Consider the following 14,381-nt stretch of genomic DNA (forward strand, 5'->3'; position numbering starts at 1 on the left):
CCATGCACCCAGGAGCGGGAGGTGCCAAGGGGAAGTCGATTCAGTAGAGCGCGCAGCAATGCTTCAGATCAGGCCACCTGAGCCAGTTTGGCGATGGCCTGGTTCATACCCTTCTCGACGAAGTCACCGCCCATGTTCAAGCCTTCAGCGTGGATGAAGGTAACGTCGTGAATGCCGATGAACGCCAGTACCTGACGCAGGTACGGTTCCTGATGGTCCAGGCTGCTGCCAGCGTAGATACCGCCGCGAGCCGTAAGAACGATGGCGCGTTTGCCGACCAGCAGACCCTGCGGACCTGTTTCGCCGTATTTGAAGGTCACACCGGCACGCAATACATGATCCAGCCATGCCTTGAGGGTGCTCGGGATTGCGAAGTTGTACATCGGTGCGGCGAGTACCAGAACGTCCGTTGCAACCAGCTCATCGGTCAGTACATCAGAGCGCTCCAGTGCGGCTTGCTCTAGAGCCGAGCGCTGATCGGCGGGCTTCATCCAGCCACCCAGCAATGTCGAATCCAGATGCGGCACAGGGTCTGCGGCCAGATCACGAACCGTCACTTGATCAGCAGGATGCGCGGTTTGCCACTGGCCGATGAACTGTTGAGTCAATTGGCGGGAAACCGAACCTTGCTGACGGGCGCTGCTTTCGATGACTAGGACGCGGGACATGATCTGTGGCTCCAACGAAAAAAATGTGTTCGATGGAGTGAAGGTTAAATGTGAACATATCGATTAAAAAGCGTAAAAACCTGCTACAAAATATCTAATAACTTGTTTTGTCCTACCGCTCGTTTACTCTGGGATCACGCTGTCGTGCAGCACATATTGGAACTGTGGGTTTCGATGTGGAACTGCAACTTTTTCTCAGGCGCCAAATCCCTGTGGGAGCCGAGCTTGCTCGCGATAAGGCTTGACGCGATCCAAAGTGAACTGCGTCAAGCCTTATCGCGAGCAAGCTCGGCTCCCACAGGGACGCACTCCAATCCAGAAATCGGGTGTTGGTGATTACTCGGCTTTACAGGTAAGACTGATGCGCAGCTTGATGATGCTGCGGTTGAATTTGGCGGTCACGTCCGCGCTTTTTTTCGCGGCCACGGTAATGCGCCGGGTACGGGGAGCTTCGGGGCCGTTGCGAAACACCACGCTGCATTTGGCGTCGACGTCGCCGTAGTTGTTCACGGTGATGGAGCCCATGTCGTGAAAACTATCGTGAGCGGTGTAGTCGACTTGAACGCCCTCGTAGCTTTTCTCAACCTCGATGGGATACGCCCAGGCCGTCATCGGCAGCAGCGCCAGCAATACACAACAGATTCTGTTCATCGGCAGTCTCCAGAAGGGATTGCAGATTAGGATAAAGCGCAGCAAAAGAGGAGCATCACATGAAAGCCCCCCGCGTCACTCTCGATCAATGGCGAACCTTGCAGGCCGTGGTCGATCACGGCGGCTTCGCCCAGGCAGCCGACGTGTTGCACCGCTCGCAATCGTCAGTCAGCTACACCGTGGCGCGTATGCAGGAGCAACTTGGCGTGCCGCTGTTGCGCATCGACGGGCGCAAGGCGGTGCTGACCGAAGCGGGTGGCGTGCTGCTGCGCCGCTCCCGTCAATTGGTCAAACAAGCCAGCCAGCTTGAAGACCTTGCCCATCACATGGAGCAAGGCTGGGAAGCGGAAGTGCGTCTGGTGGTGGATGCCGCGTATCCCAACGCAAGACTGGTCCGGGCACTGACAGCCTTCATGCCGCAAAGCCGTGGCTGCCGCGTCAGGCTGCGCGAAGAAGTGCTGTCAGGGGTAGAAGAAGTCTTGCTCGAAGGCGTTGCCGATCTGGCGATCAGTGGCTTCAGCATTCCCGGTTATCTGGGCACTGAAATGAGCACCGTGGAGTTCGTCGCCGTCGCCCACCCGGAACATGCACTGCATCAATTGCACCGAGAACTGACCTTTCAGGATCTGGAAAGCCAGTTGCAAGTGGTGATCCGCGATTCCGGCCGTCAGCAACCCCGAGACGTTGGCTGGCTGGGCGCTGAGCAGCGCTGGACGGTCGGCAGCCTGCCGACCGCCGCGACTTTTGTCAGCAGTGGTCTAGGCTTTGCCTGGTTGCCGCGCCACCTGATCGAACGCGAACTGCGTGAAGGTGTACTCAAGGCATTGCCGATGGACAAAGGTGGCAGTCGTAACCCGACCTTCTATCTTTACTCCAGCAAAGACAAACCACTGGGGCCAGCGACGCAGATTCTCATCGAACTGATCCGCACCTTTGATACCGCACCGCTGACCGCTGCTTTCGCCGCGCCTCAACAAGCCTGACAAGGACCTGTCCATGGCCCATTTCGAACATGACGGCTGCTCGTTGCATTACGAAGAATATGGCCAGGGCCCACCCTTGCTATTGCTGCATGGCCTGGGCTCAAGCTGCCGGGACTGGGAGTATCAGATCCCGGCATTCGCCGCCCGTTATCGGGTCATTGCCATGGACATGCGCGGCCACGGGCGCTCCGACAAACCCCGGGAGCGCTACAGCATTCGTGGCTTCAGTGCCGATGTCGAAGCGCTGATCGAGCACCTCAATCTGGGCCAGGTGCATGTACTCGGGCTGTCCATGGGCGGGATGATCGGCTTCCAGTTGGCGGTGGATTATCCTCATCTGCTGAAAAGCCTGTGCATCGTCAACAGTGCACCGCAGGTCAAAGTGCGCAGCGCCAACGATGTCTGGCAATACACCAGGCGTTGGGTGCTGGCGCGGCTGCTGGGTATGGGTACCCTGGGTAAGGCGGTGAGTCACAATCTGTTCCCCAAACCCGAACATGCACATTTACGCCATCTCATGGCCGAACGCTTTGCGAGCAACGACAAACGCGCTTATCTGGCCAGCTTCGATGCGATCGTCGGGTGGGGCGTCGAGCACAAGCTGTCGCGCATTACCTGCCCTACACTGGTGATCAGTGCCGATCGGGATTACACACCGGTCGCGCTTAAAGAAGCGTACGTGGGACTGATCCCGAATGCTCGACTGGTGGTCATCAAAGACTCCCGTCACGCTACGCCGCTTGAGCACCCGGAGCAGTTCAACCGTATCGCTCTGGAATTCATCGATGCCGTACAGGCTGACGTGAACGTCTAAAGCGCTTTCACGCTGGGCAAAAAAAGCCAAACGTGATTACCTTGCAGCCTGCATCGCTTCATGTGTCTGCATTATCGATCGCAGTCGAAACCATCAATCAGGATCAACTGACCCATGCTGAAAAAAATCGTCATCGCCGCCTGCTCCGTGTTGTTCGCCGCCAACCTCATGGCTGCAACACCTGCCAAGCCGACCCGCGTCGTGCTCGACACCAGCTTCGGCGCGATTGAAATCCAGCTCGAAGACCAGAAGGCTCCGATCAGCACTGCGAACTTCCTGGGCTACGTCGACAGCAACTTCTACAACAACACGATTTTCCACCGTGTGATCCCGGGTTTCATGGCCCAGGGCGGCGGTTTCACTGCGCAAATGCAGCAGAAGCCGACCAAAGATCCGATCAAGAACGAAGCGAACAATGGCCTGCATAACGTGCGTGGCACCGTTGCCATGGCCCGTACCTCGCAAGTCAATTCGGCCACCAGCCAGTTCTTCATCAACACGGCCGATAACGCCATGCTGGACAACGGCGTGCGCGACTTCGGTTACGCCGTTTTCGGCAAAGTGGTCAAGGGCATGGATGTAGTCGACCAGATCGTCAACGCCCAGTCCGGCAACAAGCAAGGCATGCAGAACGTCCCTCTCGACCCGATCTACATCAAGTCCGCCAAGCGAGTCGAATAAGCTAAACGTGTCCGCATGAAATCAGTTTAAGCATTCTTGATTTCATGCGGTCCGATCAAGGGAATATCCGCTCAGTAAGGAGAGCCCGCCTAACTCGTGGGCATCATTGCCAATGTTCTATCGTCGTTTCGAAAAACTGATCGATATCTTCCGTGACGCTCCCACCGACGCCCCGCCCAATACCGTTCTAGCCTTCTACATCTACTACCTGCGCCAGGTCTGGCCGAGCTTTGCAGCCTTGCTGGTCGTCGGCTTGATTAGCGCACTGATCGAAGTCGCGCTGTTCAGCTACCTGAGCCGTATCATTGATCTGGCCCAGGGCACGCCCAATAAAGACTTTTTCAGTATCCACGCCAACGAGCTCATCTGGATGGCCGTGGTTGCCCTGCTGTTGCGACCGATTTTCGTTGGCTTGCACGACCTGCTTGTGCACCAGACCATCAGCCCAGGCATGACCAGCATGATTCGCTGGCAGAACCACAGCTATGTGCTAAAGCAGAGCGTGCGGTTCTTCCAGAACGATTTCGCCGGGCGCATCGCCCAACGCATCATGCAAACCGGTAACTCATTGCGCGACTCTGCCGTTCAGGCTGTGGATGCGCTCTGGCACGTGTTGATCTACGCCATCAGCGCCCTGGTCTTGTTCGCTGAAGCAGACTGGCGCCTGATGATCCCGCTGCTGGCGTGGATTGCTTCGTATATCGCCGCGCTCTGCTACTTCGTCCCGCGTGTGAAAGAACGCTCGGTGGTGTCCTCGGACGCACGCTCCAAACTCATGGGCCGTATCGTTGATGGCTACACCAACATCACCACCTTGAAGCTGTTCGCTCATACCAATTACGAACAACAGTACGCCCGCGAAGCGATTATCGAACAGACCGAAAAAACCCAACTGGCCGGTCGCGTTGTGACCGCCATGGATACCGTCATTACCACCATGAACGGGGTGCTGATCGTCACCACTACCGGTCTGGCGTTGTGGCTGTGGACCCAGTCCCTGATCTCGGTGGGCGCCATCGCCCTGGCCACTGGCCTGGCGATTCGTATCGTCAACATGTCCGGCTGGATCATGTGGGTAGTCAACGGCATCTTCGAAAATATCGGCATGGTTCAGGACGGTCTGGCGAGCATTTCCCAACCGGTCAGCGTCACCGATCGCAAGCCTGCACCGCGCTTGAACGTGGACAAGGGCGGCGTGAAATTCGACGGTGTGGATTTCCACTATGGCAACGGTAACGGGATCATCCACGGCCTGAACCTGGACATCAGACCGGGCGAGAAAATCGGTCTGATTGGTCCATCAGGTGCGGGCAAGTCGACGCTGGTCAACCTGCTGTTGCGCATGTACGACGTACAGGGCGGACAGATCCTGATCGACGGTCAGGACATTTCCCATGTGTCTCAGGAAAGCCTGCGCGAACAGATCGGCATGATCACTCAGGACACGTCGCTGCTGCACCGCTCGATCCGTGACAATTTGCTGTACGGAAAACCGGAGGCCACCGACGAGCAATTGTGGGAAGCCGTGCGCAAGGCTCGGGCGGATGAGTTCATCCCGCTGCTGACAGACTCCGAAGGACGCGTGGGCTTTGACGCTCAGGTAGGAGAACGCGGCGTGAAGCTGTCAGGTGGGCAACGCCAGCGTATCGCGATTGCCCGGGTGCTGCTCAAGGACGCGCCGATTCTGATCATGGACGAAGCCACCTCGGCACTGGATTCGGAAGTCGAAGCGGCAATTCAGGAAAGCCTGGAAACGCTGATGAAGGGCAAAACCGTGATCGCCATCGCTCACCGCCTGTCGACGATTGCGCGAATGGACCGACTGGTCGTACTGGAAAACGGCCGCATTGCTGAAAGCGGTACACACGCCGAGTTGCTGGCACATGGTGGCTTGTATGCAAGGCTGTGGCAGCATCAGACCGGAGGGTTTGTGGGGATTGATTGATTCTGTCAGCCCCTGCAACTGATGGATTGGAATACACCCCCTGTGGGACCGAATTCATTCGGGAAGGCGGTATTCCTGACTGTGGAGATGACGTGAATGCACCGGCCCCTTCGCGAATGAATTCGCTCCCACAAGGCCGTTCAAAGGCACGAGATTGTCGTCAAACCTGCCGATACGGCAGCGCTCCTTTGGCATCTTCGGCATACGCCAGGATGCCAACCCTTTCCTGATCAAGAAAATCACTGACCGCGTCCTTCAGCCCGGCATGGGTCAAGTAGTGCCATGACCGAGTGATCACCGGCTCGAAGCCGCGAATCAATTTGTGCTCACCTTGCGCTCCGGCATCGAAGCGCTTCAGGCCATGGGCAATGGCGTAATCCATGCCCTGATAGAAACACGTCTCGAAATGCAGGCGGTCGAACTCCGCGAGACATCCCCAATAGCGCCCGTAAAAACTGTCACCCCCCAAAAGGCTGAACGCCATGGCTACAGGCCGCGAGCCTTGTCGCGCCAGCACCACACGGATCGCCTCAGGCATGCGCTCGGCCAACAGACTGAAGAACTCACGCGTCAGATAAGGCGATTGCCCACGAACCTCGTAGGTATTGGAGTAGCAGGCATACACGAAATCCCAGAGCAGCTCGCTCAGCTGATGGCCTTCGAGCCAGTCGAACTCGATGCCCTGCCCCGCCACCTGCTCGCGCTCCTTGCGCATCTGCTTGCGCTTGCGCGAACTCAAGGCATCGAGGAAGTCCTGAAAATCCCGATAGCCACGGTTTTGCCAATGAAACTGGCAACCATAACGCTGTAGCCAGCCTGGCTGCTCGTCCAGAAACGCATCGGCCAGGGGGTCAGTGAAATTAACGTGTGCGCTGGAGAGTTCCTGGTCTTGAAGATAACCGGGCACAGCATTGAGCAACTCAATGCCGGCATCAGGCGACGCCGACAAAATCCTTGCTCCACTCACCGGACTGAACGGCACTGCCACCAGCAGCTTGGGGTAATACGCAATGCCCGCGCGACGACAAGCATCAGCCCAGCTGTGATCGAACACGTACTCGCCGTAAGAGTGCCACTTGCGATACGCAGGCATCGCCGCGACCAGCTCACCATTCTGGTAGTTGAGCAAGTGTTCAGCCTGCCAGCCCGAGCGTGGCCCGAGGCTACCGCTGTCTTCCAGCGCACTGAGAAACGCATGGCGCACGAACGGCTGCCCCCCCGGAACCAGTGCGTCCCATTGGGCAGGCACGACGTTTTCAAGGGTAGATATCTGGACGGGCATGCGGACTTCCCCAACTGAATCGAGCGACGCAGCAGTATCCCCCATCAGTCGACAATGTTCACCCGTCTCGGTTTCGAAGGCTCTAGCTCAAGGCATACAGACTTTTAAATGTCACCGAGACGCCATCGTTGTGCCACCTTTTTGTCATAACCCATCGTGATACTGGCGCCTGTTTTTAGAAACGGGGGTACTAACCCTCAAACGCCCTGCCTGTGGGGCGGTTTCCCCAGGATGACCTGATGTCGTCCTTATTCACGTTATGGAGATCAACATGCGTCTTGTTTCTACACGTACTGCTTCGGCCCTGTGTGGTGGCCTGGTATTGGCAATGGCTATTCCTGCCAATGCCGCAGTCGACGCTAAATTGCTGGACATGCTCAAGGCTAACGGCTCTATCAACGCAGCCCAGTACGCTGAACTGCAGACCGAACTGGCCAAAGACCAGGCAGCACAGAAACAAGCACTCGCAGATGTGCAAAACACCAAGACAGCCTCTCAGGCCGAGTTCGAGAAAAAAGTCGCCTGGGCGACCAAGACTCAGTTCAAGGGTGATGTGCGTGTTCGCCAGGAATTCGTCAACGTCGAAGGACAGAGCAACAGTCAGGACCAGAGCCGCCAGCGTATCCGGGCAAGACTGGGTGCCTATACCGAAATCAACCCGCAAGTGAACACGGGTATTCGCATCGCCACCGGCGGCACCAGCGGTGATGGTCGCTCTACCAACGCGGATCTGGATAACAAGTTCGCCAAGAAAAACCTGTGGCTGGACCTGGGCTACATCGACTACGCCCCGACAGCCATCAAGAACCTGCACATCATCGGCGGCAAGATGAACCAGCCGTGGGTCAGCATGGGCGATATCATCTGGGACAGCGACCTCAACCCTGAAGGCCTGGCAGCGACCTACAGCTTGCCACTGGGCGGCAAAACCGAGTTGTTCGGCAGCGCGGGTCATTACACCCTCAACAACAATATCGACGGTGAAGGCACGCAATTCCGTCATGACCTACGCATGTATGCCGGTCAGTTGGGTGCCAGGTTCGCGCCGACAGACAACCTGAAAGTTACCTTGGGCGGTAGCGTCTACGGTTTCGACAACGATGACGATGAGGGCGCAGCCGGTCTTGCAGTCAACGGTAATACACCGACTGAGTTCCAGTTGTACGAAGGTTTCGGTCAGATAGATATCAGCGGCCTGGCTGTACCACTGGGTGTGTATGGTCAATACGTCGTCAACGACAAAGCCTCTGACGGCAATGACACGGCCTGGCTGGCGGGTGTGAAAACCAAGGTGTTCGGTTTCGGTCTGGACTACAACTACCGCGATGTACAACGCAATGGCGTGGTCGGCGCGTTCACCGACTCGGACTTCGCCAACGGCTTCACCGGCTCACGCGGTCACAAGTTGAAAGTTGGTTACGAAATCGACAAGAACTTCACGATTGGTGCCACTTACCTGTTGGCCGATGCTGACCACATCCCTAACGCCGGGCGCACCGACGCAGATGCAAAAACCCTTCAGCTGGATCTGGAAGCGAAGTTCTAAAGAGCACCGCGACACGTTTCAGGCTTCAAGCGGCGCAGCTCCCGTCGCTTGACGCCGCAAAGACCTTACCGCTCGACGTTGCCCTGGCGATCCCCATCATCCGTTCGCCAGGGCAAGGTCGGGCTTTTTTTTCGATACCACTTTGTAGGAGTTCCGAAGGCTGTGACGGCTTTTCATCTGACGCCCCAACATCGCACCCTCTGGAAGCCCGCCGCCCTCAACGCTTGCGCAGAATCACGCTGCCAATCGAATAACCTGCGCCAAACGAACTCAGCACGCCCAGCGCGCCGCTTGGCAGGTCATCCTGATAGGTGTGAAACGCGATCACCGAACCCGCCGAGCTGGTGTTCGCATACGTGTCGAGAATTACCGGCGCTTCTTCGATCGAGGCGTCGCGGCCCAAGAGCTTTTTGACGATCAGGTGGTTCATGCTGAGGTTGGCCTGATGCAGCCAGAAGCGCTGCACATCGCTGACGTTCAGGCTGTTTTCATGCAGGTGCGCACCCACGAGTTCGGCGACCATCGGGCAAACTTCGCGAAACACCTTGCGGCCTTCCTGGACGAACAGTTTGTCGGGCGCGCCTTCGCCCTCTTCTGCTGTGCGGTTGAGAAAACCGAAGTTGTTACGGATGTTGTTGGAAAAGCTGGTCAGCAACTTGGTGCCGAGAATATCGAACTGATGCGCTGAAGTGGCCAGATCGGCACGCTCAACCAGCACAGCCGTGGCGGCATCACCGAAGATGAAGTGGCTGTCGCGGTCACGGAAATTCAGGTGTGCAGTGCAGATTTCCGGGCTGACGACCAATACTGCGCGGGCCTGGCCCAATTGCACGCTGTTGCTTGCTGTCTGAATCCCAAAGGTTGCCGACGAGCAGGCGACGTTCATGTCAAAGCCGAAACCCTGAACACCCAATGCTGCCTGAATTTCGATGGAAATCGCCGGGTAGGCGCGTTGCAGGTTCGAGCAGGCGACGATAACGCCGTCGACATCGGCAGCGGTCTTGCCGGCACGTTGCAAGGCTTGCTCAGCGGCAGCCACACCCATCTGGCAGAGGATCGACCATTCATCATTGGAGCGTTCGGGCAAGCGAGGCTTCATGCGGTGCGGGTCAAGAATACCGTCCTTGTCCATGACAAAACGGCTTTTTATGCCCGAGGCTTTTTCGATAAAGGCAGCGTTGGATTCAGTCAGCGCCTGGACTTCGCCACGCTCGATGGCGGCAGCGTTCTCGCTGTTGAATTGGGCAACGTAGGTATTGAAAGACTGCACCAGCTCTTCATTGGAAATGCTGTTGGCCGGGGTATACAGGCCTGTGCCGCTGATGACGACGTTGTGCACGGTCGTTCCTCTCTTATTGATCAATGCAGGTAACGACCTGCTCGGGCATCGCGGCGGCCCCTCTTTTTTGGGACCGACGTACCAATGCAAAACGGTAAAACACCCTTGGTGCGGACAAGCTTTGGCAACGCTCAGGGGTTCAAGGGCCGAAGTGTGCCATATCGGCCCCTATATTGGGGAGTTTGAACAGAAGACCTGTAGGTGCTCGTGCGATCAGGTGAGTACCTATATCTGAGCGGTGCCTGGGCCGAGCCGCATCGGACGATAAACGATAACGCGGTGTGTCTTCCCGCCGCGTCTCATGTATCGCGGGCAAGCCTCGCTCCCACACGTTTTGCGCATGACCCACGCACTGGGTGCTGTATCAAACCTGTGTGAGATTCTATGTTCGCCTGTAAACCTGTGAGAGCGAGGCTTGCCCGCGATGCAGACGACTCGGTTTGTCAGCCATTACCGTGTCATCGTTCATCGCGAGCAAACTCACTCACAGATATCCGTTTGAACGGCCTACCCCTCCACTTGGCTCCATTGCTTGCTCAAGCGCTTGTCGGACACCGGCATTCTGGTCCCCAGTTGCTGGGCGAACAACGACACGCGGTATTCCTCCAGCCACCAGCGATAGGCGGTCAGCTCCGGATCGCGCTTGCCTTCCTGGGCGTGTTTGCTGGCACGGGCCTGGTATTGGACCCAAAGCCCGGCCAGTTCGATGCTCCAGACGCGGTCCTTCTGCACTTGGCTTGGGAGTTTCTCCAAACGCATTTCAATGGCTTTCAGGTAACGCGGCAACTCCTTGAGCCACTGCGCCGGTGTTTCGCGAACGAAGCCCGGATAGACCAACTGCGCCAGCTGCGACTTGATGTCGTTGAGCGCGACCGCCTCGGCCAGATTGATCTTGCCCTTGAAGCGCTTTTGCAGGCCGTGCCAGAGCTTGAGAATATCCAGGGTCAGCTTCGCCAGACGCTCGGCGTGTTCAGTCCATGCGCCACGCTTGCGTTCGGCCAATGCCAGCAGCCCGGCACCGTCACGGGGCAAGCTCTCCTCGCCTTCCAGCACGCAGGTGTCGAGGCTGGCCAGCAGAATGTCTTCGACCAGCGCGTCGATGCGCCCCAACTCGCGATACAGCAATGCCAGTTCGGTCTGGCCCGGCAGTTTGCTGCGCAGGAACTTGGCCGGTTCAGCCAATTGCTGCAACAGCAAACGTTGCAGGGCACGGCGATGCTGGTATTCAGCTTCGGCGGAGGTCGAGAAGCGCCCCTCCTTGACCGTACCTGATTCTTCGACCAGCGCAGGGTAAACCGTCATGGAAAGCCCGGCGATGTTCTGCTGGGTTTTTTCCGCCACCGGCGCGAAGACTTTCGCCTCTACTGGCTGCTGACCTTTCGCTGACTGCGGAACTGCCAGGGCAGCCTGACTGGCTTCTGCAAAACGCGCGGTCAGTTCGTCCAGCTCGCGGCCTTCGCCGAGGAATTTGCCGTTGCCGTCGACAATTTCCAGATTCATTTTCAGATGACTTTCAAGCTGCTGCGCGGCTTCAGCCCAGGCTTCGTCACTGACTCGCGCACCGGTCATGCGCAGCAATTCGCGGCCCAGCGCCTGGGGCAACGAACCTTCGCCAAACGTAATGCGCTGCAACGCTGCCTTGATAAAGTCCGGGACCGGCACGAAGTTCTTGCGAATTGCCTTGGGCAGGTTGCGGACCAGCGCGATGCATTTGGTTTCCAGCAAGCCCGGCACCAGCCATTCCAGCCGCTCGGCGGGCAACGACAGCAACAACGGCGCAGGTACGCGTACGGTCACGCCATCGCGAGGATGATTGGGTTCGAAGTGATAAGTCAGCGGCAGGGTCAGATCGCCCAGCTTGAGGGTGTCCGGGTAATACGCCGCGGTGACTTCATTGGCCTCGCGGGCCAATACGTCTTCTTCGCGCATGATCAACAGTTGCGGGTTCTTCTGACTCTCGGTTTTGTACCAGTGATCGAAGGTCGCAGCCTGATGAATCTCGGCGGGAATTCGTGCCTCGTAAAAGCCGTAAAGCGTGTCTTCGTCAGCGAGAATGTCGCGGCGACGCGCCTTGGCTTCCAGTTCGTCGAGGGTTTCCAGCAACCGGGTATTGGCGCTCAGGCACTTGGCGCGAGAGTTGATCTCGCCACGCACCAACCCTTCGCGGATGAACAGTTCTCGGGAGACCACCGGATCAATCGGCCCGTAGTGCACCGGACGACGGCCGACCACGATCAGGCCAAACAAGGTGATCTGTTCGAACGCCACGACCTGCCCGCGCTTCTTTTCCCAATGCGGCTCGAAGTGGTTCTTCTTGATCAAATGCCCGGCCAGCGGCTCGATCCAGTCTGAATCGATCTTGGCGACCATGCGCGCATACAGTTTGGTGGTTTCCACCAGCTCAGCGGTCATCAACCATTGCGGCCGCTTCTTGCCCAACCCTGACGACGGGTGAATCCAGAAGCGTCGTTGTCGTGCGCCGAGGTAATCGCCTTCGTCGGCTTTCTGCCCGATCTGACTGAGCAGACCGGAGAGAATCGCCTTGTGGAATTTCGGGTAGTCGGCGGGCTCTTTGTTGACTGTCAGTTGCAGGTCGCGACAGATCAGGCCCAACTGGCGGTGAGCGTCGCGCCATTCTCGCAGGCGCAGGTAGTTGAGGAAGTTGCGACGGCACCAGTTGCGTAGCGGGCTGGCGGTCAGGGCCTGACGTTGCTCTTCGAAACCACGCCACAGATTGACCAGTCCGGCGAAGTCCGAATCAGCGTCCTTCCATTGTGCGTGGGCCTGATCCGCCGCTTGCTGACGCTCCGGCGGACGCTCGCGCACATCCTGCACGGACATGGCGCTGGCAACGATCAACACCTCCTGCAAGCTGCCCTGCTTCGCCGCTTCCAGCAACATGCGCCCCATGCGCGGGTCCACCGGCAAGCGTGCCAACTGGCGGCCCAGCGGTGTCAGCTGATTTTCGCGGTTAACCGCCGACAGTTCCTGCAAGAGGTTGAAACCGTCGCTGATGGCTTTGCCGTCTGGTGGCTCAATGAACGGGAAGTCCGTGATCTCGCCCAGGCGCAGATGCAGCATCTGCAGGATCACCGCGGCGAGGTTGGTACGCAGGATTTCCGGATCGGTAAACTCCGGCCGCCCGTTGAAATCTTCTTCGCTATACAGCCGCACGCAGAGACCCGGCTCGACCCGGCCGCAACGGCCTTTACGCTGGTTGGCGCTGGCCTGGGAAACGGCCTCAATGGGCAAGCGCTGTACCTTGGCGCGATAGCTGTAGCGGCTGATGCGCGCGGTCCCGGTGTCGATCACGTAACGGATGCCCGGAACGGTCAACGAAGTTTCAGCAACGTTGGTTGCCAGTACCACACGCCGTCCCGGATGCGACTGGAAAATCCGCTGCTGCTCGGCAGGCGACAGGCGCGCATACAGTGGCAGGATTTCCGTATGTTTGAGCTGCGCCTTGCGCAGCATTTCTGCAGCATCACGGATTTCACGCTCGCCGGGCAGGAACACCAGAACATCGCCAGGGCTCTTGCGTTCACTGCGTTCGAAAGCGGCCAGCTCGTCCAGCGTCGCCAGAATCGCCTGATCAACCGTCAGGTCATCTTCGACGCTGTTGCCCTCTTCGTCCTGCTGGGAGGTCAGCGGGCGATACCAGGTTTCCACGGGGAACGTCCGACCGGAAACCTCGACGATAGGTGCGTCATTGAAGTGCTCGGAAAACCGCTGCAAGTCGATGGTCGCCGACGTGATGATGACTTTCAGGTCCGGGCGACGCGGCAGCAGGGTTTTCAGGTAACCCAGCAGGAAATCGATATTGAGGCTGCGCTCGTGGGCTTCGTCGACGATGATTGTGTCGTAACGCTCAAGAAAGCGGTCGTGCTGAGTTTCCGCCAGCAGGATACCGTCGGTCATCAGCTTGATCAGGGTGCTGCTGTCGCTCTGATCCTCGAAGCGCACCTGATAACCGACCAGCGCGCCCAATGGCGTTCCCAGCTCTTCTGCCACGCGACTGCCGACGCTGCGCGCTGCGATTCGACGTGGCTGGGTGTGGCCAATCAGACCGTGTTGCCCGCGACCGATTTCCAGGCAGATCTTCGGCAACTGGGTGGTTTTACCCGACCCGGTCTCACCAGCAATGATCAGCACCTGGTGCTTGAGCAGCGCCTCTTTGATTTCGTCACGCTTGGCAGCGATCGGCAGGCTGTCGTCGTAACGAATCAGCGGCACGCTATCACGCCGCGCAGTGACCTGAGCACACGACGCCTGCACCTTCGCCACCCACTGCGCCAGCTTCGCCTCATCGGGCTTCTTGCGCAGCTCATGCAACTGGCGGCGCAAGCGATGACGATCGCTGATCATCGCGTGGTCGAGGTTCTTCAGGAGTTGGTCAATCGAGGGCGTTTGATCGGTCATCAGGTGCGCAGGGTCTTTTTGAAAGGTGCAAAGGCGGGGATTGTCGCAGATTG

At 58.1% G+C, this 14,381-nt stretch carries 10 protein-coding genes; 5 read left to right on the forward strand and 5 right to left on the reverse strand.

The features are described from left to right. Positions 1–68 precede the first annotated feature (68 nt). A complete protein-coding gene (locus tag K3169_RS23115) occupies positions 69–668 on the reverse strand; it encodes an FMN-dependent NADH-azoreductase (RefSeq protein ID WP_122397329.1) in 600 nt (199 codons plus the stop codon). 336 nt (positions 669–1,004) lie between these two features. Beyond that, positions 1,005–1,319 (reverse strand): hypothetical protein, encoded by a 315-nt coding sequence (locus tag K3169_RS23120; RefSeq protein ID WP_027902949.1) that lies wholly within the window; start codon positions 1,317–1,319, stop codon positions 1,005–1,007. A 59-nt stretch (positions 1,320–1,378) separates the two neighbouring features. Between K3169_RS23120 and K3169_RS23125 the strand changes: the two genes are divergently transcribed. The 4 genes from K3169_RS23125 to K3169_RS23140 all read left to right on the forward strand — a co-directional run bounded on the left by K3169_RS23125 (position 1,379) and on the right by K3169_RS23140 (position 5,742). Further along, complete coding sequence (locus tag K3169_RS23125; protein ID WP_027902948.1) at positions 1,379–2,302, forward strand: LysR family transcriptional regulator; 924 nt, start codon at positions 1,379–1,381, stop codon at positions 2,300–2,302. A gap of 13 nt (positions 2,303–2,315) precedes the next feature. Continuing rightward, on the forward strand, positions 2,316–3,116 hold the full coding sequence (locus K3169_RS23130) for an alpha/beta fold hydrolase (protein ID WP_231678123.1): 801 nt from the start codon (positions 2,316–2,318) through the stop codon (positions 3,114–3,116). A 114-nt stretch (positions 3,117–3,230) separates the two neighbouring features. Next, positions 3,231–3,797 carry a peptidylprolyl isomerase gene (locus tag K3169_RS23135; RefSeq protein WP_027902946.1) on the forward strand — a complete coding sequence of 189 codons (567 nt, stop codon included), beginning with the start codon at positions 3,231–3,233 and terminating at the stop codon, positions 3,795–3,797. A gap of 112 nt (positions 3,798–3,909) precedes the next feature. Then, on the forward strand, positions 3,910–5,742 hold the full coding sequence (locus tag K3169_RS23140) for an ABC transporter ATP-binding protein (protein WP_231678124.1): 1,833 nt from the start codon (positions 3,910–3,912) through the stop codon (positions 5,740–5,742). Between the two features lie 160 nt (positions 5,743–5,902). Here the strand turns inward: K3169_RS23140 and K3169_RS23145 are convergent, their stop codons facing one another. Then, positions 5,903–7,024: a GNAT family N-acetyltransferase gene (locus K3169_RS23145; protein WP_027902944.1), complete on the reverse strand. Its 1,122-nt coding sequence runs from the start codon at positions 7,022–7,024 to the stop codon at positions 5,903–5,905. 271 nt (positions 7,025–7,295) lie between these two features. On the opposite strand from K3169_RS23145, the gene K3169_RS23150 reads away from it, so the two are divergent. Then, positions 7,296–8,570, forward strand: coding sequence for a putative porin (locus tag K3169_RS23150; protein ID WP_099270863.1), 1,275 nt, complete (start codon positions 7,296–7,298; stop codon positions 8,568–8,570). Between the two features lie 217 nt (positions 8,571–8,787). Here the strand turns inward: K3169_RS23150 and K3169_RS23155 are convergent, their stop codons facing one another. Both K3169_RS23155 and hrpA read right to left on the reverse strand, forming a co-directional pair. Beyond that, positions 8,788–9,909 carry a beta-ketoacyl-ACP synthase III gene (locus K3169_RS23155; protein ID WP_231678126.1) on the reverse strand — a complete coding sequence of 374 codons (1,122 nt, stop codon included), beginning with the start codon at positions 9,907–9,909 and terminating at the stop codon, positions 8,788–8,790. Between the two features lie 507 nt (positions 9,910–10,416). Further along, positions 10,417–14,328, reverse strand: a complete 3,912-nt coding sequence (gene hrpA, locus K3169_RS23160; protein WP_263268199.1) for an ATP-dependent RNA helicase HrpA — start codon at positions 14,326–14,328, stop codon at positions 10,417–10,419. Positions 14,329–14,381: the final 53 nt, after the last annotated feature.

Origin of the sequence: Pseudomonas phytophila, assembly GCF_025643095.1 — a bacterium.
In the GTDB taxonomy this organism is placed as follows: domain Bacteria; phylum Pseudomonadota; class Gammaproteobacteria; order Pseudomonadales; family Pseudomonadaceae; genus Aquipseudomonas; species Aquipseudomonas quasicaspiana.